The following is a 19084-nucleotide window of genomic DNA, read 5'->3' as shown; positions in this document are numbered from 1 at the left end:
AAGTCATCTGATTTACTGGAGACTCTCATGCCCCTGCCGGACCTGAACCTGTTGCTGGCACTGGACGTGCTGATTGACGAATGCAGCGTGGCCGCCGCCGCGCGCCGGATGAACCTGAGCGCGCCGGCGATGAGCCGTACCCTGGGCCGGGTCCGCACCGCGCTGGGCGACCCGGTGCTGGTTCGTGCCGGCCGCGGTCTGGCGCCCACGCCCCGCGCCCTGCAGCTGCGCGAGCAGGTCCGCGATGTGATCGAGCAGGCCCACCGCGTCTTCAACGCCGGTCGCGAAGTAGACATGCGCGTGCTCGAGCGGACCTTCAGCGTGCGTGCCAATGATGTGTTCGTCGGTGGTTTCGGCGGACGCCTGCGCGAGCTGTTCCGCCAGCAGGCGCCGCGCGCAGTGCTGCGCTTCGTGCCCGAAGGCGATACCGACGACGATGCGATGGCGCAGGGCCGGATCGACCTGTACATCAGCACGGCCGGCAAGCATGCGCCCGATACCAAGGTGCAGAACCTGTTCAGTACCTCGTTCATGGGCGCCGCGCGCGAAGATCATCCGTTGTTCGATGAGGAGATCAGCGCCGAGCGTTTTGCCGCCTGCGACCACATCGCGGTGTCGCGCCGCGGCCTGCCGCGTGGTCCGATCGACGATGATCTGGCCGCGCTGGGCCTGCAGCGGCGGGTGGCGCTGATCAGCCCGACCTTCCACGGCGCGATCTTCGCGGCGGCCGAATCGGACCTGATCCTGCCGCAGATGCCGAGCGTGATGCTGGAGCGGATCGTCAGCATGCGCCTGCCGCTGCGCCTGTTCCCGCTGCCGATCCCGGTGCGGACCGCCGCCATCGTGCAGGCCTGGCATCCACGCCTGGACAACGACGCCGCCCACCAGTGGCTGCGGCGCTCGATCAAGACCATGTGCGAAAGCGCAGGGGAGGCCCCGCGCTGACATCTGCAGGCGTGCGCCTGGCGCACGCCTGGGATGCGGGTCGCGCCATTTTTCGCAGGGTACCGGCTCCCTAGACTGCGCTCCCCGGAGTTTCACTGAGCGCATTCCAATGACCCCCAACATGCCGTGCACCGCACGGATAGGTGCCCGGCGATGAGTACGCCGGCCGCCGCTGTCCCGGCCGCCGCAGCGCCCCGTCCTGCCGCCGCCCCCGGGCTCGATCGCCGCATTCTGGTCGGCCTGTGTGGCGTGCTGCTGGCGGTGCTGGTGTCGGGCTTCAACGAGAACATCACCAAGGTCGCCCTGGCCGACATCCGTGGCGCGATGGGTTTCAGCGTCGACGACGGCAGCTGGGTCGTCGCCCTCTACAGCGCGATGTCGGTCAGCGCGATGGCCTTCGCACCGTGGTGTGCCGCCACCTTCTCGCTGCGCCGCTTCGCATTGGCGATGATCGGTGGCTTCATGGTGCTGGGCGTGCTGTGCCCGCTTGCCCCGAACCTGCAGGTGTTCCTGCTGCTGCGCGCGCTGCAGGGTCTGTGCGGTGGCGCGCTGCCGCCGCTGCTGATGAGCGTGGCGCTGCGCTTCCTGCCCCCGGGCATCAAGCTGTATGGCCTGGCCGGCTACGCGCTGACGGCGACGTTCGGCCCAAGCATGGGCACGCCGCTGGCCGCGTTCTGGGTCGAGCAGGTGGGCTGGCACTGGGCGTTCTGGCAGATCGTGCCGTACTGCCTGGCCGCCATGGCGATGGTCGGCTGGGGCCTGCCGCAGGACCCGCTGCGGCTGGAGCGTTTTGCCCAGTTCGATGGCGTCGGCCTGCTGCTGGGCCTGCCGGCGCTGGTGCTGCTGGTGCTGGGCCTGGTGCAGGGCCCGCGGCTGAACTGGTTCGACTCGCCGATGATCACGCTGATGATCGGTGGCGGTGCCGGCCTGATGGTGCTGTTCATGATCAATGAATGGTTCCATCCGCTGCCGTTCTTCAAGCTGCAGCTGCTGGCCAACCGCAATCTCAGCTACTCGCTGGTGACGCTGGGCGGCGTGCTGTTCGTGCTGCTGGCAGTGATCTCGATCCCGTCCGGGTTCCTGGCCAGCGTGCAGGGCTACCGGCCGCTGCAGACCGCACCGATGCTGCTGTGGGTGGCGCTGCCGCAGGTGATCGCGCTGCCGCTGGTGGCGGCGCTGCTGAACATCCGCGCGGTGGACTGCCGCTGGGTGCAGGCCACGGGCCTGGCGATGCTGGCGCTGGCCTGCTGGCTGGGCTCGCACCTGGACGTGGCCTGGATCCGCGACAACTTCCTGTGGGTGCAGCTGCTGCAGGTGTTCGCGCAACCGATGGCGGTGCTGCCGCTGCTGATGCTGGCCACCGGCGGCCTGGCGCCGCAGGACGGCCCGTTCGCCTCGGCCTGGTTCAACACGGTCAAGGGCTTCGCTGCCGTGCTCGCCGGTGGCGTGCTGGATGCCGTCGCCCAGGGCCGCCGTCATTTCCATTCCACCGTGCTGGTCGACCGCCTTGGCGAGCAACCGTGGCTGGCCGATGGCCCGCAGCTGGGCGCGCGCCTGCATGCACAGGTACAGGCGCTGACTTCGGCCGACCTGTACTGGGTGGTCGCACTGGTGGCGCTGGCCTTCATTCCCCTCATTGCCTGGATGCCCACCCGCATCCATCCGCCACGTGCCGTGGCCTGAACCTTTCGCAGGAACCCCCTCATGACGATCAATCGAACCACCCTCAACACTGGTCTGGGCCTGGGCGTGCTGGCCCTGGCCGTCGGCGCGTGGCTGCTGCTGCGCGATGGCGGCCACCAGACCACCAACAATGCGTACGTGGTGGCCGACTACACCCTGGTAGCGCCGAAGATTCCCGGCTTCGTCAGTGCCGTGGAAGTCGAGGACAACCAGTCGGTGAAGGCCGGTGATGTGCTGGCCCGCATCGACGACCGCGACTACCAGGTCGCCCTGCAGGCGGCCCGTGCCGACCTCGCCAATGCCCGTGCACAGCTGGCCAATGCGCAGGCCGCACTGGCCCAGCAGGACTCGTTGATCGCGCAGGCCAGGGCCAGTGTCGATGTCAGCCGTTCCGAACTGACCCTGGCCAGTGCCGACCAGCAGCGTTACCGCGAACTGGCCCGTGACGGCGCCGGTACCGTGCAGAACGCGCAGCAGGCGCAGTCGAAGCAGGCCGTGGCCAGTGCGCATCTGCAGCAGGGCCAGGCCGCGCTGTCGACCGCACGTCAGCGCACCGACATCCTCAGCGCGGGCGTGCAGGCTGCACAGGCGGCGGTGCAGCGTGCGGAAGCGGCGCAGGCACGCGCCGAACTGGATCTGTCGCACACCGTGCTGCGCGCACCGATCGATGGCATGGTCGGTCGCCGCGCAGTGCGCGTGGGTGCCTACCTGACGCCGGGTACGCCGGTGGCTGCGGTGGTACCGCTGAAGCGCGCCTTCGTGGTCGCCAACTTCCAGGAAACGCAGATGACCCGCATGCAGGCCGGCCAGCAGGTCGAACTGAAGGTGGACGTATTCCCGGGCAAGCCGCTGCGCGGGCACATCGACAGCATTGCACCAGCCACCGGCGTCACCTTTGCTGCCGTCGCACCAGAGAACGCCACCGGCAACTTCACCAAGGTGGTGCAGCGCATTCCGGTGAAGATCGTGCTGGAGCCGGGCCAGCCGCTGCTGGACCAGCTGCGTGCCGGCATGTCGGTGGAAGCCAGCGTTGACCTGGGCAGCCGCGCGCGCGCGCAGAGCGTGCAGCACAGTCCGGGCCACAAGAGCGGGGAGGGCGCATGAGCGCAGTCACCGTGTTCCGCACCTTCGTTGCGACCAGCCTGTGCACGGCCCTGGCTGCCTGCACGATGGGTCCGGACTTCGTACGCCCGCAGGCGGAACTGCCCAGCCACTGGCAGGGTGAGGCCGTCGCCGGCAACGCCATCGACCAGGACGCGGCCTGGTGGGCCGGTTTCGACGATCCGCTGCTGGGGCAGCTGGCCAACCAGGTGCTGGCGGCCAACCTGGACCTGCAGCTGGCGGCCAACCGCGTGCAGCAGAGCCGTGCTGCACGCGGCATCACCGGCGCCGATCGCCTGCCCAGCGTCAGCGCGAGCGCCAGTGGCGTGCGTGCACGCAACAGCGAGGTGGGCCTGAATGATCCGTCCGGCAACGGCGGCCGTGATGACTACGGGCTGTTCCAGGCCGGTATCGGCCTGAGCTGGGAACTGGACCTGTGGGGCCGCGTGCGGCGCCAGGTGGAAGCGGCCGAAGCGCGCGTGCAGATGGCCGAGGAGGATGCACATGCAGCGCGCATCGCGCTGCTGGCGGAAACCGCGCGTGATTATCTGCAGCTGCGCGCGACGCGGCAGCTGCTGGCGATCACCGAGGACAACCTCAGCATCGCCCACGACATCAAACGCCTGACCGAAGCACGCCAACGCCAGGGTGTGGCCAGCACGCTGCAGGTGTCCAGCGCGGCCGCGCAGGTGGCATCGCTGCAGGCACGCATCGCGCCGTTGCGGCATCGCGAATCGCAGCTGCGCAATGCGCTGGCGTTCCTGCTGGCGCAGCCGCCGCAGGCGCTGGACGCGCAGCTGCAGGATGCACGCCGTGACTGGCCGGCGTTGCCGGCCGTAGCGATGGGGCTGCCCAGTGAACTGGCCGAGCGTCGCCCGGACATCCGTCGTGCCGAAGCGGCACTGCATGCGGCAACGGCAGGCATCGGCGTGGCCAAGGCCAGTTTCCTGCCGCGCATCACCTTGAATGGCGACGCCGGCTTCCAGGCCAAGCAGCTCGATGATCTGGATGGCTGGAACGCGCACCGTTTCAGCATCGGTCCGTCGATCAGCCTGCCGATCTTCCAGGGCGGACGGCTGAAGGCCAATCTCGCGCTGAGCAGGCTGCAGCAGCAACAGTCGGCCCTGCAGTTCAGCCGTACCGTGCTGCAGGCATGGCACGAAGTGGATGACGCCATGGATGGCTACAGTGCCGAGCAGCAGCGCACGGTGCAGCTGCACGTGGCAGTGGATGAGAGCGAGACGGCACTGGGGGCGGCGCGCCGGCAGTACCAGGCCGGCGTGGTCGACATGCTGGACGTGCTGACCACCCAGCGCATCGCACTGGACAACCAGGCCGCGCTGGCCAACAGCCAGGCCACCGCCGCGATCGCGCGTGTAGAGCTGTACCGCGCGCTGGGTGGAGGCTGGTAGTGCCGGCCGCTGGCCGGCACCTTCATGGATGTTGCGGATGCCGGCCAGCGGCCGGCACTACCTCGCGTCCCGGTAGTTGCCAACCAAGGTTGGCAACTACCAGGGCAGGGCCTCAACGCACGTCGCGCAGTTCCCAGTGGCTGCCGGCCAGCAGGCGCAGGCGCTGCTTGAACACGTCACTGTCGATGCGGGTGGTGGCGACCAGGTTGATGCGCAGGTCCTTCTGCTCGCCGGTCACGGTGGCCTCCGGATCGGTCACGCCCCACTGCGGTTCCACCGCGTCCGGGTCGGGCTGCTTCGCCTTCCAGCGCTCGAACAGCGTGCCGCTGCGCAGGGCGTCCTGCAGCTCTTCGGCGAAACCGGCGGCGCCCTGCGAGTGGAAGGACAGGTCAGGGTCATTGCCACGGGCCTTGGACGGGTCGGGCAGGCTGATGTGGTACTGCGCAGGCATGGAGTTCTCCTTGAAGTGCGGCAAGACTGGCACAACCGCAGTGGAATCGATGTGCAGATTCCGGCCGTGGCCAGCGCTCATTCGAACCGATGCGGCCCATCGGCGAAGCCTACGGTGACCGCGCCCTTGCCGACGTTGACCATGCCGGTCAGGCTCATCACCGATTCGTACACGGTCACGCCATGGGTGGCGCAGACCTCTTTCAGCTGTGCGTAGCCGGGCAGGGCACGCAGCTCGTCCAGTTCTCCGCCGTAGCTGACGCACACCGTCGGCGTCATCAGTCCGGCACGTACGCGCTGGCCGACCACCGCGAACAGCTTCTGCACGGCATTGTCGAAGCCCTTGATCTTGGCTACCGGCCCGGTTTCGCCGCGGTAGCCGTGCAGCACCGGCTTGATGTCCAGCGCGCTGCCCAGCGCCGCACTGAGCAGGCCGACACTGCGGTCGCCCTTGTGCCGTGCGCGCGCGCGCATGTAGTACAGGTCACGGGTGACCATGTAGCCGTGCACGTTGCCCGCCAGTTCCTCCAGCCGCTCGCGGATCTGCTGCACGCTGGCGTTGCTCTCGCGCAGGCGCACGGCTTCCACCGCCGTAACCGCCTGCGCGGCGAACAGGTTCTGGGTATCGAGCACGCGCAGCGCGAACGGTGAGTTGTAGCCTGCCGCCTGGCGCACCGGCTTGTAGTCGTTGAGGATGGCGAAGCTGGCCTGCAGTGCGTTGTCGTGGATCGGGCTGCGGGTCTTGGTGATGGTCATGCAGAACACGTGGTCGTAATCGATCACCAGCTGCTGCAGGAACAGGTCGCGGATCTGGTTGACACTGAAGGGAATGGTTTCCGCCTCGGCGCCGTGTTCGGCCACGTGCGCGTGCAGGAAGCTCAGCGTGGCCTGCTCATCGCGGTGATCGGCCAGCACGGCTTCGCCGATGCGGACGGTGATCGGCAGCAGCACGATGTTGTGCTCGGCAATGAAGTCCTGCGGCAGGTCGCAGGCCGAGTCGACGACGATTCCGATGCGCATCCGCGGCTCCCCCTCCAGGGCGGTTGTAGGTTCGGAAACGTGAAATCTATCTCAAAACCAGAGCCCGCGCCCGAGGGAAACGCGCCACCCCTGTTCAGCGATCGCGCTGCACCGCCACCGGCAGGCTGTCCAGGCGTTGCCATTCGGGCTGCTGCAGCAGGGCAGGATCGGCCAGCACGGCCGCCATCAGCGGATGGGCGTCGTTGCCCCAGAACAGTTCCTGGTCGATGGCCAGGGTTGGGACCCCGAACACCCCGGCGCCGATTGCGGCCTCGGTGTTGCGCCGCAACTGTTCCTTGACCGCCGGGGCGGCGATGGCGCTGGCGACATCCTCGATGCCCAGCTGCGCACCTGGTTCGCGCAGGGCTTCGGCGCTGTCACCGGCATGGCCGTCGCGCCAGATCCAGTCGAACAGCACGTCCACCGCCTGTGCGCTGGCTCCGGCGGCCAGGCACAGGCGTAGCGCCGACAACGGATTGAACGGATGGCCGGGCGGGAAGCGCATCGGCGTGCCCTCGGCCTGCGCGGTCCATTGCAGCTGGCGGTAGATGAAACGGCGCTTGGCCGGAATCTCGGCCGGCCCGAGATTGCCCAGGTGATGCAGCACCGCGCCGAAGGCGATCGGCACGGTCTGGATCTGCGCGAACTGCGGCAACTGTTTCAGCTTCTGCCAGTGCAGGTAGGAGTAGGGCGAGACGAAGTCGAAGTACCAGCGCAGGGTGGCCATGGTGGTGTCCTTCAATGCGGTCAGGGCTGCGCATTGCGCTGCAGGTAGCGATCACGCAGGTCGGTCTGGCGCGAGCGCATCGGCATCGCACGGCCGCCCAGCCAGACCTGTTCGGCATAGTGCGCCACGTCCAGCGGGTCGCCTTCCCACAGCACCAGGTCGGCGCGCTTGCCGGGCTCGATGCTGCCGATCTGGTCGGCCACGCCGAACGCCTGTGCGGGTACCCGGGTCAGCCCGGCCAGACCGTCAGCCCAGGGCAGGCCGTTGGCCACTGCATTGCCAGCCAGCTGGCGCATCTTGCGCGCATTGTGGGTGGCGTCGCCGCGCTGCACGAAAGAAACCGCCACGCCGGCACGCTGCAGGCGCGCGGCGTTTTCCAGGGTGGCACCGAGCTGATCGAAGCTGGCCGGCAGGTTGGCCAGCACGTCGACGAATACCGGCACGTGCGCAGCGGCCAGCTCCGGCGCGACCTGCCAGGCTTCGCTGGCACCGGCAATGGCGATCTTTACCTTCTCGCGTGTGGCCCAGCGCAGCAGCTGGCGGATGTCCGAGGCACGATCCACCTCCACCACGATGCGGCCCTGGCCGGCCAGGTAGCGACTGAGCGTACGGCGCCCGGCCGGGGTCAACAGCGCGTGCGGAGAATCCACAGCAACCTGGCCGCGTGCTTCGTCGACCATCTGTTGCAGCAGCATCCATTGCGCGGCGCGCGAATGGCCGGTCAGTTCGGAGGCGGCCGCGCCGATGCGCAGGAACAGGGCACGCGGGCCGATCGGGTCGGCGCTGCCGTCCAGCCGCATTACGCCGCCCTGACCGGCCACGAAACCACCACCAGTGGCTGCCCCCAATGCAGTGAAGCCGATGCCTTCCAGGCGCGTGACCGGAATCAGCACCGAGGCCGGGTTGTAGGCGAGGGTGACGTCGAATTCCGGGCGCAGCGGCTGCTCGCCGAGCTTCAACGAACTGTCCACCGTGCTCGATTCACCCGAGACCTCTTCGATGCCGGTTTCGGTGATGCCACCGAACAGGGCCGGGGTCAGCGGCCTGCCATTGGCTTCGACCACGGTCGCCCCGGCCGGCGCGGACAGGCCGGGGCCGACCGCGCGGATGATGCCACCCTGGACCAGCACATCGGCGTTGTGCAGGCTGCCGCGTGCGCTGGCCGTGTGCACCGTTGCGTTGCGCACCAGCAGGTCCTGTGCCTGTGCGGATGCGGAGATGCAGGCCAGCACCATGACAGTAGCGCCGAACCATGCTCGGCTGCCCTTCGCGGCAGACTGCGTCAACTGCTTGAGCACCACCATCAGCGCACCTCCTGGCCAAGCTGGAAATCAGAACGCGGCGGCGCTGCCGGTGCACTGCGGTCGTACAACCTGCGGCCATCAATGAAGACCTGCTCGGCCAGCGCATACGAACTGAAGGGGTTGCCGTTCCAGACCACCACGTCGGCCATCTTGCCGGCCTCCAGGGTGCCGGTCTGGCCTTCAATGCCCAGCGCCTTGGCGGCGTTGGCGGTCATCCAGGTGATGGCGTGTTCGGGCGTGATCTCCGGCATGCGCGCGCGGCGCGCGGACGCCATCACCTTGGCCGCTTCCTGGTTCAGGCGCTGGATGCCCTCGGGTGAATCGGAGTGGACGATGGCGCAGCTGTTCTTCGGCCGGTCGACCAGCGCGATGTTCTCCGGAATGCCGTCGAAGGCTTCCATCTTGAAGCCCCACCAGTCGGCCCACAGCGCACCGCAGACGCCGTCGGCGGCCAGCCTGTCGGCCAGCTTGTAGGCCTCCACGCCGTGGTGGAAGGCGGCTACCTTGAAGCCGAATTCCTTGGCCAGATCGAGCATGGTGGCCATCTCGTCGGCGCGGTAGCAGTGGATGTGCACGCGGATGTCGCCTTCGATCGCGCCGGCCAGTGTGTCCAGCTTGAGATCGCGCTTGCCGCCGGCATCACCGGCGCTGTCGCCCTTGTCGCTGCCGAACCAGCTCTTGCGCTTTGCCGGCTTGGGCTTGTTCTTGGCGATGTAGTCGGCGGCATCGATGAAGGCGGCACGATAGCCGGCCACGTTGCCCATGCGCGTGGCCGGGGTCACGCCCTTGCCCTCGCCATAGACCCGCTTGGGGTTCTCGCCGCAGGCCATTTTCAGGCCCCACGGCGCACCGGGGAACTTCATCGCCTGGTAGGTGATGGCCGGGACGTTCTTCAGCGTCACGCCGCGGCCACCGACAAGGTTGGCCGAGCCCGGCAGCACCTGCATGCTGGTCACGCCGCCGGCCAGCGCGGTGGCGAAGCCCGGGTCCTGCGGCCACACCGAGTGTTCGGCCCAGACGTTGGCGGTGACCGGTGCGGTCATCTCGTTGCCGTCGCTGTGCGCACCGACACCCGGGCTGGGATACACGCCCAGGTGCGAATGCACGTCGATCAGGCCCGGAGTGACCCACTTGCCCTGTGCATCAATGCGGGTGACGCCCGCATCGGCCTGCAGCTGGCGGCCGACGGCAACGATGCGGCCGTCGCGCAGCAGCACATCGGCGTTGTCCAGGCGCTGGCCGGTACCGGTCAGCACGGTGCCATTCTGGATCAGTACCGGCGCATCGGGATGCGCCTGGTAGGTGCTGGGGTAGGGATCGGCGACAAAGCGCGAGGCGCCCACCGCCGGAGCCGTACTCAATGAAAGCAGCGCCAGGGCCACCCCGGCGCGCAACAACGTCGATGCCATGCAGTTCCCCTTGCAACCTGGTCCAACCCCCGACGCTAGCCCGGTGGTGGCGGGCTTGCCAAGTGACCTTCTTCACAGGACGGTCGACGGCGGCTCGACTGCACCGGCCGGGTGGCCGAAAATACCCGGTCCCCCGCCGTACCGGACCGCCCATGAAAAGCAAGCAGGAAATCGTCGACAACTGGCTGCCCCGGTATACCGGTGTGCCTCTGGACCAGTTCGGCCAGCACATCCTGCTGACCAACTTCGGCGGCTACCTGCATACCTTTTCCGAGCTGACCGGTGCGCCGGTCATCGGCCTGGACCGGCCGATGGCAAGCGCCACGATCGACGGCATCACCATGATCAACTTCGGCATGGGCAGCCCCAATGCCGCGATCATCATGGACCTGCTGTCGGCGGTGATGCCCAAGGCGGTGCTGTTCCTGGGCAAGTGCGGCGGCCTCAAGCGCAAGAACCAGCTGGGCGACCTGGTGCTGCCGATCGCTGCGATCCGTGGTGAGGGTACCTCGGGTGACTACCTGCCGCCGGAAGTGCCGGCGTTGCCGGCGTTCGCGCTGCAGCGTGCGGTCTCGACCATGATCCGCGACCTCGGCCACGACTACTGGACCGGTACCGTCTACACCACCAACCGCCGGGTCTGGGAACACGACGAGGCCTTCAAGGAGCGGCTGCGGGCGATGCGCTGCATGGCCATCGACATGGAAACCGCCACCGTGTTCGCCGCCGGCTTCGCCAACCACATCCCCAGCGGTGCGCTGCTGCTGGTGTCGGACCAGCCGATGATCCCCGATGGGGTCAAGACCGAAGCCTCCGATGCCAAGGTCAGCTCCCAGTTCGTGGAAAACCATATCCAGATCGGTATCGAGGCGCTTAAGCTTATCCGGCGCAACGGCAAGTCGGTCCGCCACCTGCGCTTCGACGAATGATGATGATGGCCTGGCGCGGCGCGCCGGCCCTGGGGAGTAGGTGATGGACGTTGCCGCGCAAGTGGTGGAATTCTGGAACGAGGCGGGCCCTGCGAAGTGGTTCGCCCGCGACGACGCGTTCGACGTGCAGTTCCGCCAGTTGTTTCTGGATGAGCATTTCGCCGCCGCTTCGCGCGCGCGCGAACATTGGCTGGGCAGTGCCGAAGGGGCGCTGGCCCTGATGCTGCTGCTCGACCAGTTCCCGCGCAACTGCTTCCGGGGTACTGCCCATTCCTACGCCACCGATGGCCTGGCCCGGCATTACGCCATGCGCGCCATCGAGGAAGGCCTGGATCTGCAGCTGGTGCCGAAGCTGCGCGCCTTCATCTACCTGCCGTTCGAGCACTCCGAGGATCCGCTGGACCAGGACCGCTCGGTGGCGATGTTCGACGTGCTGGGTGACAAGGAATACCTGCAGTACGCCGAACTGCACCGCGACATCATCCGCCGCTTCGGTCGTTTCCCGCATCGCAATGCCGTGCTCGGTCGCTTCCCCACGGCGGAAGAGCTGGATTACCTGGCCGAAGGCGGGTTCGCCGGCTAAGAAAAAGGGGACGGAGGGGATTAAGTCGTTTGTGCCATAAACGACTTAATCCCCTCCGTCCCCTTTTTCAGTGCCGATCAGTACTTCGGCACGCCGTTGTCCACCTCTTCCGACCAGGCGTTGATGCCGCCGGTGACGTTGAACACCTTGGTGAAGCCCAGTGCACGGAACTGCTCGGCAGCCTGTGCGCTGCGGCCGCCGTGGTGGCACATGAAGGCCAGTGCGGTGTCCTTCGGCAGGGCCTCCAGCTGCGCACGGCCGTTGCCGTCGAAACTCTTGAACGGCACGCCCACGGCAGCGATCTCGCGCTCCTCGGCCGGGCGCACGTCCACCAGGGTGATGTTGCCGGCACGCACCAGGTCATCGGCATCACGCACGCTGATTTCCTGCACCGGCTTGGGTGCGTTCGGATTGTCGATGGCCAGGCCCTTGCCGCGGATGTCGTCCACCCAGTCGATGGTGATGCCGTTGGCGCGACGCGCGCTGGCCAGGTCGAACTGCACGCGCAGGCCGTTGGACTCGGCAGCGATCGCGCCTTCGTCGTGCGGGGCCAGCTGGAAGTTCGGCTGGAAACCGGCGTCGATGCTCAGCTGCAGGGCAGCGCCCGGGGCATCGGCCAGCGCGCCCTTGAGCATTTCCACGGCGGCCGGGGTGACGGTGATGCTCGGCGGGGTGCGGTCCGGTGCGGCCAGGCCCAGCACGCTGCTCAGCTCGCCGCTGGCGGCCATCTGCAGCACGATGTCGCTGCCACCGACCAGTTCGCCGTCGATGTACAGCTGCGGGATGGTCGGCCAGTCGCCGTAGGCCTTGATGCCTTCACGGATTTCCTGGTCGGCCAGCACGTTGACGTGGGCGAACTCGACGCCGAGATCCTGCAGGGCGCCCACGGCCTTGGCCGAGAAACCGCACTGCGGCATCGACGGCTGGCCCTTCATGAACAGCACGACGCGGTTGGCGTTGAGGATGGATTCGATGCGCGAACGCAGGGCGGGATCGAGGGACATGGACGTCGGGTTTCCGGGAATTCGAATCATCAATTCTACCCCTCATGGCATCATGGGGGATGAGCAACGCAGGAACATTGCATCGCATCCCGACCCGGCCCTGGCGCTGGCTGCCCTGGCTGGTGGCGTCGCAGTTGGCCGTGATCCTGGTATGGGTGCTGGCAGGCTGGCACTGGGGCCTGCCGCTGATGGTGGCCAGCCACGCGCTGTTCATGGTGCCGATATTCCTGCCCAACAGCCGCTTCTACGCACCGGTGCTGAGCCGGTTGCCAGAGGCCGGCAACAGCGTCTGGCTGACGATCGATGACGGCCCCGGCCCGGAAACCCGCGCCGTGCTCGACCTGCTGGACCGCCGCCAGGCGCGCGCCACCTTCTTCCTGGTGGGGGAACGTGCGCTGGCACAGCCGGAACTGGTGCAGGAGATCCTGCGCCGCGGCCACGACCTGGGCAACCACAGCCACAGCCACCCACAGGCGCGCTTCTGGCGTCTGGGCCCGGCGGCGATGCGGGCCGAGATCGAGGGCTGCCAGCATGCACTGCAGGCCCTGAGCGGGCATCCGGTGCGCTGGTACCGCTCGGTGGTGGGCATGACCAATCCGTTCGTGGCACCGGTGTTGAAGGCGCTGGGCCTGGTGCGCGTGGGCTGGAGTGCCCGGGGCTACGACGGCGTCGGCTGCACGCCGGAGGGCGTGCTGTCGCGGCTGCTGCCTGACCTGCAACCCGGCGCCATCGTGCTGCTGCATGAGGGCGCCGCCCACGGTCACAATCGGGTGATCATCGAACGCGTGCTGCAGGCGCTGGACGAGCGGGGGCTGAAGGCGCGGCTGCCGGTCCTGTAAACCAGGCTTCTGGCCGCTTGGGGCAGCCGGGCGTGGGCTCGCCCCTACAGGAATGGTCGCGAGGCCATCCACGCATGGCGTGGATCTACCGCAACAGCACAGCCGAGCCTGGGTTCGGTCCTACAACGCGGGGCGTTTGGCCACCAGCAGCCAGCTGTTGAAGGGGGTACGCCCGTGCAGCGGGCGGGGTGCGGTCACCTGCAATCCAGCTTCGGCAAGCGTTGTCTGCAATACCTGCGGATCGGGGTAGTGGCGTGGTCGCGTGCCCATCCAGCCGATCAGCCAGGCCAGCCGGTCCGCCACCCGCGTGGTGCGGTCGCGGCCATCGCCGGTGGCCAGCGGCGTGCGCAGCAGCAGGCAGCCGCCACGGGCCACCTGAGCGCTGGCCGCGCGCAGCAGTGCCTGCTGTGGGCCCGCGTGCAGGTACTGCAGTACGTCCAGCAGCAGGACGTGCCCGGCCTGCGCCGGCAGCGGCGCCTGCACATCCACGCAATCGAAGCGCACGTCATGCAGGTCGGCGGCAGCACGCTTCGCGCGGGTGATCTTGCCGGCATCCACGTCCACGCCGAGGTAGCGCTGGGTACCGCCGCGCTGGCGCAGTACATGGGCGAACAGGCCCAGCCCGCAGCCCAGGTCCAGCACCGGCTGCCCATCGTCAGGCAGATGCTGCAGCACGCCGTCGTACAGCGGATCGCTGCCGAGCTTGCCACGGGTGTAGTAGTAGTCGCGGCGGCTGCCCCAGGCCTGCGCCGGGCGGAAGGCCTCGGCAATCAAGCGGGCCTGCGGGGCCGTCAGGGGAGTGCAGGGCAGGGGCGGGCCGTTCCGTGGCGTGCCGTCCATCGCCTCAGTCCGTGCCGCCGAGCAGGTGCGCGGCCACCGGAAGGGCGCGTGCGCTCCACAGCGCGTACATCCGCGCCGAAGGGTGCAGGCCATCCTCGGCGATCATCGTCGGGTCTTCGCCCTGTGCGCGGCTGATATCGGTGATGTCGACGAAGGCCACGCCCTGCTGGGTGCTGATCACCTCGGCCGCCGCGTTGAACTCGTCGGTCTCGATCTCGATCGCGGCCAGGTCGCGGCCACTGCCTGCGCCGAACGGGGTCGCGCCCCAATCGGGGAAGGACAGCACCAGCACGCGTCCGGCATCACCGCCAGCGAAGCCGATCGCCCGCTGCAGAAGCGCCTGGAACTGGCTGCGGTATTCGTCCAGCGGACGCCCGCGGTACTGGTTGTTGACGCCGATCAGCAGGCTGACGAAATCGAACGGCCCCTGCGGCGCAGCCGCATCGATGCCCGCATCGAGTTCGTCGGTGGTCCAGCCGGTGGTCGCAATGGTCTGCGGATCGGACAGCTCAATGCCCTGCGCACGCAGCGTGGCGGCCAGCTGGTGCGGCCAGCGGCCTTCGACTGTAACCGCTTCACCGATGGTGTACGAATCGCCCAGCGCCAGGTAGGACAGCGCCACGCTCAGGCCACCGAACGGCGCGGCTTCAGCGGCACGACCTTGGTCGCGTCCTCGGCACGCCGCGCCAGCACGCGGTCGATGCGCGCGAACACATCGCGCATCACCGAGGCCTCCGGCATCAGGGTCACGCGGAAATGATGGCGGTAGGGCACGTTGAAGCTCGAGCCCGGCACCACCAGCACGCCTTCGTTGTTCATCAGGTCCAGCGCGAAGCTGTGGTCGTCGAAGCCCTTCGCAGCGGCGCCGACCACGGCCGGGAACGCGTACAGCGCGCCGGCCGGTGCGACCAGCGACAGGTGCTCGCTGGCTTCGCAGGCCTCGATGACCGCGCGGCGGGTTTCATACAGGCGGCCGCCCGGCGTGCACAGTTCGGAAATGGTGTCCGGACCGTTCACTGCGGCCTCGATGGCGTACTGGCCCGGCACGTTGGCGCACAGGCGCAGCGCACCCAACAGATCCAGTGCCGCGCGGAAGTCACCCAGGCGGGCATCGTCGCCGCTGAGGTGGGCCCAGCCCACGCGCCAGCCGCAGGCGCGGTGCACCTTGCTCAGGCCGCTGAAGGTCAGGCACGGATGATCACCGGCCAGCGGCGCGACCGGCTGGAACACCGCGTCGTCGTACAGGATCTGGTCGTAGATCTCGTCGACCAGCAGCAACAGGTTGTGGCGGCGTGCGATCTCGACCACGCGCTCCAGCAGTTCGCGCGGGTAGCTGGCGCCGCTGGGGTTGTTCGGATTGATCAGCACGATGGCGCGGGTGCGCGAGGACACCAGCGTCTCGATCTCGCTCGGGTCCGGCTGGAAGCCGTTCTCCGGTGCGCAGCGGTAGTACACCGGACGGCCATCATTGAGGATGGTCGAGGCCGACCACAGCGGGTAGTCGGGCGAGGGCACCAGCACTTCATCGCCCGGGTTGAGCAGCGCACGCAGCGACAGGTCGATCAGTTCGCTGACGCCGTTGCCGAGGAAGACGCGGTCCGGGTGCGCATCGGGCGCGCCACGGCGAGCGTAGTAGCTGGCGATGGCTTCACGTGCCACCGGCAGGCCCTGCTGGTGCGTGTACGGGTCGGTGCGGCCCATGTCGTCAGCGATCGCACGCTGCAGGTGCTCCGGCGCGCGGAAGCCGAAAGCGCCCGGATTGCCGATGTTGAGCTTGATCAGCTTGCGGCCCTGCGCCTCCAGCTCCCGGGCTCGCCGCGCCAGTTCTCCGCGGATTTCGTAGCGCACTTCGGAAAGGCGCTCGCGGATGGCCAGGGGCTTGGGCGAGTTGGTGGACATGGGAGCTGGGCCGTCAAAAGGCATGGGGCTTCCATCCTACCGGAATTGCTGCAATGCATGGCAAGGGCGCCGGGCCCGTCATTGCTGGGCTGGCAGGGCGCCGGCACAGGTAGAATGGCGGCGATGACCCAGACCCCCGATTTCATCGCCCTGCAGACCATTGGCTGGCCCTGGCCGGGCCCGGCGCAGCAGGCCGACTGGCAGGCCGCGATGGCCGCACATCCGCAGGCCCGCCCGGCACGGGTGATCGAACAGCACCGCACCCACTACGTGGTGGCCGATGGCCCGGATGCGTCGATCAAGGCCGAGTCGCTGCCGGAATGGCAGCGCCCGCGCTTCCCCAGCCATGAACGGCCGGCGGTGGGTGACTGGGTGCTGCTCGATGGCATCCGCATCGTCGCCCTGCTGCCACGCCGCACCGCGATCAAGCGAGGCGCCGCCGGCGAGCACTACCACCAGCAGGTGATCGCGGCCAATATCGACACGGTGTTCATCGTCTGCGGCCTGGATGCCGACTTCAATCCGCGCCGCATCGAGCGCTACCTGCTGCTGGTCGGCGGTGGCGGTGCCGAACCGGTGGTAGTGCTGACCAAGGCTGACCAGACCGAGTACAGCGAAGACGCGCTGGCGGTGCTGGAAGAGCTGGAGATGCAGGGTATCGCCCTGCATGCGATCAATGGCCTGGATGCCGACAGCGTGGCGGTGCTGCAACCGTGGCTGGGCCCGGGCCGCACGGTGGTGCTGGTGGGCTCGTCCGGTGCCGGCAAATCGACGCTGACCAACACCCTGCTCGGCGAGCAGCGGATGAAGACCAACGCGGTGCGCGCCAACGATTCGCGCGGACGCCACACCACCACGCACCGCGCACTGATGCCGCTGCCGACCGGCGCCTGCCTGATCGACACCCCCGGCATGCGCGAGCTGAAGCCGACCGGTGAAGAGACGCTGTCCGAAGGCGGCTTCGCCGATATCGAAGCGCTGGCCGCACAGTGCCGTTTCAACGACTGCAAGCACCAGCAGGAACCGGGCTGTGCCGTACGCGCAGCGATCGACGCAGGTGAGATCGAAGAGAGCCGGCTGCTCAATTACTTCAAGCTGAAGGAAGAAGTGGCCGCCGCCGCCGCCAAGCTGGCGGTCCGCCAGGCCGAGACCGCGCAGGAGCGTGGCGGCAAGAAGGGCAAGGGCCAGCAGTTCCGCCCGGCCGGCAAGCCGCGTAGGCGCTGATCGGTACCGCGGGGTCGGATCCCATTGCGCCGCAATGGGCGCTGATCTGCGCAATGCATCCCGCCTCTGCCCGCGCCTGGCAGGTGCAGGAAACCTGCTTCTGGTAGGTGCCAACCTTGGTTGGCACGGACGTGTCCGAAGCCCGCCTTCGGCGGATGCCAACCAAGATTGGCACCTACCAACGCGCGGGCAGGGCGCTATAGTCCGCGCATGGAACCGACTGCGACGCTGGACCGTGACGTGGCCCACCATGCAGCGCTCGATGCGCGCCTGGTCGAGGCCGTGGGAGGCATCCGCCTGCTGGGCCTGACCAGCTGGCCGGCAACGGTGCAGGCACCGTTCCTGGACAGCGTGGCACGTGGCCAGCCGGTGCTGCCGAAGGTGGATTACCCACGGCTGGACTTCAGCGAAGAACGTCGCGCGCTGGCCGCGATCGCCACCGACTGCGACGACAGCCACCCACTGGGCCACTACGTGCGGCAGTCGGCGCAGAGCTGGGATCTGGCCGCGCAACTGCTGGAAGGGCTGGGCACCGCCGCCGTCGATACCTGTTCGGTGCAGCTGTTTGGCGCACCCGAGCAGCCGCTGCCGGGCAATGGCCCGAGCACGCGCGAAGCGGCGCGCCACTTCATCCAGATTGCCGCCGAACTGGACCACGAACTGCTGGCGCCGGAAGAGCAGGTGCCAGTGTCGGCCATCGCCCTGCAGCTGCAGCTGCAGAACGACCTGGATGCCTTCTTCGAATCGCGCATCATCCAGGTACAGCTCGACCCGGAACTGGTGTCCAAAGCAGCTGCCGGCCCGACCCGCATCCGCCTGCGCACCAGTGCGCGCTTCAGTGCCTACGACCGCGCGCAGCTGTTCCACCACGAAGCGCTGGTGCATTCGCTGACTGCATTGAACGGCCGCGAACAGCCGGTGCTGCCGAGCCTGGCATTGTCTTCGCCGCGGGTGACCGCGACACAGGAAGGCCTGGCCACGTTCGCCGAGCAGATCACTGGCAGCATCGACATCGAGCGCCTGAAGCGCATCAGCCTGCGTACCGAAGCGATTGCGATGGCACGCGAAGGCGCCGATTTCATCGAAGTGTTCCGCTATTTCTGCGACGCCGGACAGAATGCGGAGGAGAGCTTCGCCTCGGCACAGCGCGTGTTCCGCGGCGTGCCGCCGAGTGGCGGCCTGGCCTTCACCAAGGACACGGTGTACCTGCGCGGCCTGGTGTCGGTGCACACCTTCTTCCGCCACATGCTGGCCGAGGACCGCCTGCAGGTCTGCCGCTGGTTGTTCGCCGGCAAGATGAGCCTGGCCGATGCGATCGCGTTCGCGCCGTTGTTCGAGGCGGGGGTGCTGAAGCCTCCGCGCTGGCTGCCGCACTGGGTGAGCCGGGCGAATGGCCTGGCCGGGATGCTGGCGTTCTCGCTGTTTGCCAACCGGATACGGATGGACCAGCTGGCGCCGGAATGAAAGGCGTTGGCGGATTCTCCAGCGCCTGCCTGCTATCGGTGGGGAGGAGGCGGGGCACCCTGGCCAGGACACGCAAAAACCCCTCCATGGTGCTCGATGGCGCCATCCATGGCGCCAACGGTCCTGGCCAGGGTGCCCCGCCTCCTCCAGATAGTTTTCTGCGGGCGCGGCAGCAGGTCCACCAGAGGAATTGCGCTTGAAGAGCTTGAAAAGCAAAGCGCCGGGCAATGCCCGGCGCTTTGCTTTTGCTC

At 68.0% G+C, this 19084-nt stretch carries 18 protein-coding genes; 9 read left to right on the top strand and 9 right to left on the bottom strand.

Annotated elements, in window-relative coordinates:
• Nucleotides 1-27 precede the first annotated feature (27 nt).
• The 4 genes from AC5P60_RS12720 (at nucleotide 28) to AC5P60_RS12705 (ending at nucleotide 5141) form a co-directional block, all read left to right on the top strand.
• Nucleotides 28-945 carry a LysR family transcriptional regulator gene (locus AC5P60_RS12720; RefSeq protein WP_033835215.1) on the top strand — a complete coding sequence of 306 codons (918 nt, stop codon included), beginning with the start codon at nucleotides 28-30 and terminating at the stop codon, nucleotides 943-945.
• 153 nt (nucleotides 946-1098) lie between these two features.
• Entirely contained in the window at nucleotides 1099-2628 is a 1530-nt protein-coding gene (locus AC5P60_RS12715) for an MFS transporter (RefSeq protein ID WP_033835214.1), read from the top strand.
• A gap of 21 nt (nucleotides 2629-2649) precedes the next feature.
• Nucleotides 2650-3732, top strand: coding sequence for an HlyD family secretion protein (locus AC5P60_RS12710; RefSeq protein WP_012481236.1), 1083 nt, complete (start codon nucleotides 2650-2652; stop codon nucleotides 3730-3732).
• A complete protein-coding gene (locus AC5P60_RS12705) occupies nucleotides 3729-5141 on the top strand; it encodes an efflux transporter outer membrane subunit (protein WP_164208755.1) in 1413 nt (470 codons plus the stop codon). Before AC5P60_RS12710 ends, AC5P60_RS12705 begins: the two co-directional genes overlap by 4 nt.
• Nucleotides 5142-5253: 112 nt before the next feature.
• On the opposite strand, the gene AC5P60_RS12700 is transcribed toward AC5P60_RS12705, so the two are convergent.
• The 5 genes from AC5P60_RS12700 to AC5P60_RS12680 all read right to left on the bottom strand — a co-directional run bounded on the left by AC5P60_RS12700 (nucleotide 5254) and on the right by AC5P60_RS12680 (nucleotide 10051).
• Nucleotides 5254-5592 carry a hypothetical protein gene (locus AC5P60_RS12700; protein ID WP_005410998.1) on the bottom strand — a complete coding sequence of 113 codons (339 nt, stop codon included), beginning with the start codon at nucleotides 5590-5592 and terminating at the stop codon, nucleotides 5254-5256.
• Between the two features lie 77 nt (nucleotides 5593-5669).
• The gene (locus tag AC5P60_RS12695; protein WP_005410997.1) at nucleotides 5670-6611 is read right to left on the bottom strand and encodes a DegV family protein; all 942 of its coding nucleotides are present in this window, start codon (nucleotides 6609-6611) and stop codon (nucleotides 5670-5672) included.
• A 94-nt stretch (nucleotides 6612-6705) separates the two neighbouring features.
• Complete coding sequence (locus AC5P60_RS12690) at nucleotides 6706-7338, bottom strand: 2-hydroxychromene-2-carboxylate isomerase (protein WP_049433577.1); 633 nt, start codon at nucleotides 7336-7338, stop codon at nucleotides 6706-6708.
• A 20-nt stretch (nucleotides 7339-7358) separates the two neighbouring features.
• Nucleotides 7359-8642 (bottom strand): amidohydrolase family protein, encoded by a 1284-nt coding sequence (locus AC5P60_RS12685; RefSeq protein WP_024956047.1) that lies wholly within the window; start codon nucleotides 8640-8642, stop codon nucleotides 7359-7361.
• Nucleotides 8642-10051 (bottom strand): amidohydrolase, encoded by a 1410-nt coding sequence (locus AC5P60_RS12680; RefSeq protein ID WP_483693616.1) that lies wholly within the window; start codon nucleotides 10049-10051, stop codon nucleotides 8642-8644. Before AC5P60_RS12680 ends, AC5P60_RS12685 begins: the two co-directional genes overlap by 1 nt.
• A 152-nt stretch (nucleotides 10052-10203) precedes the next feature.
• Here AC5P60_RS12680 and AC5P60_RS12675 point away from each other — a divergent pair, with 152 nt between their 5' ends.
• Nucleotides 10204-10980, top strand: coding sequence for an AMP nucleosidase (locus AC5P60_RS12675; protein WP_005414446.1), 777 nt, complete (start codon nucleotides 10204-10206; stop codon nucleotides 10978-10980).
• Nucleotides 10981-11023: 43 nt separating this feature from the next.
• On the top strand, nucleotides 11024-11563 hold the full coding sequence (locus tag AC5P60_RS12670) for a DUF924 family protein (RefSeq protein ID WP_495201750.1): 540 nt from the start codon (nucleotides 11024-11026) through the stop codon (nucleotides 11561-11563).
• 77 nt (nucleotides 11564-11640) lie between these two features.
• Here the strand turns inward: AC5P60_RS12670 and grxD are convergent, their stop codons facing one another.
• Complete coding sequence (gene grxD, locus AC5P60_RS12665; protein WP_049396503.1) at nucleotides 11641-12567, bottom strand: Grx4 family monothiol glutaredoxin; 927 nt, start codon at nucleotides 12565-12567, stop codon at nucleotides 11641-11643.
• A 59-nt stretch (nucleotides 12568-12626) separates the two neighbouring features.
• Between grxD and AC5P60_RS12660 the strand changes: the two genes are divergently transcribed.
• Nucleotides 12627-13406, top strand: a complete 780-nt coding sequence (locus tag AC5P60_RS12660; protein WP_483693614.1) for a polysaccharide deacetylase family protein — start codon at nucleotides 12627-12629, stop codon at nucleotides 13404-13406.
• Nucleotides 13407-13526: 120 nt separating this feature from the next.
• On the opposite strand, the gene AC5P60_RS12655 is transcribed toward AC5P60_RS12660, so the two are convergent.
• From AC5P60_RS12655 to AC5P60_RS12645, 3 genes are read right to left on the bottom strand one after another with little or no spacing between them, the layout of a single operon-like run.
• Nucleotides 13527-14246: a class I SAM-dependent methyltransferase gene (locus AC5P60_RS12655; RefSeq protein ID WP_164208761.1), complete on the bottom strand. Its 720-nt coding sequence runs from the start codon at nucleotides 14244-14246 to the stop codon at nucleotides 13527-13529.
• 4 nt (nucleotides 14247-14250) lie between these two features.
• Entirely contained in the window at nucleotides 14251-14868 is a 618-nt protein-coding gene (locus tag AC5P60_RS12650; RefSeq protein ID WP_483693613.1) for an SGNH/GDSL hydrolase family protein, read from the bottom strand.
• Nucleotides 14869-14870: 2 nt separating this feature from the next.
• Nucleotides 14871-16145 (bottom strand): pyridoxal phosphate-dependent aminotransferase, encoded by a 1275-nt coding sequence (locus AC5P60_RS12645; protein WP_049459653.1) that lies wholly within the window; start codon nucleotides 16143-16145, stop codon nucleotides 14871-14873.
• 114 nt (nucleotides 16146-16259) lie between these two features.
• Here AC5P60_RS12645 and rsgA point away from each other — a divergent pair, with 114 nt between their 5' ends.
• Both rsgA and AC5P60_RS12635 read left to right on the top strand, forming a co-directional pair.
• Nucleotides 16260-17369 carry a ribosome small subunit-dependent GTPase A gene (rsgA, locus tag AC5P60_RS12640; protein WP_032965961.1) on the top strand — a complete coding sequence of 370 codons (1110 nt, stop codon included), beginning with the start codon at nucleotides 16260-16262 and terminating at the stop codon, nucleotides 17367-17369.
• 210 nt (nucleotides 17370-17579) lie between these two features.
• A complete protein-coding gene (locus AC5P60_RS12635) occupies nucleotides 17580-18833 on the top strand; it encodes a flavohemoglobin expression-modulating QEGLA motif protein (RefSeq protein WP_483693612.1) in 1254 nt (417 codons plus the stop codon).
• Nucleotides 18834-19084: the final 251 nt, after the last annotated feature.

Source organism: Stenotrophomonas sp. YJH_SMC_120, assembly GCF_059368675.1.
The sequence above is the reverse complement of the archived record's forward strand: the minus strand, read 5'-3'. Positions and strand labels throughout refer to the sequence as shown.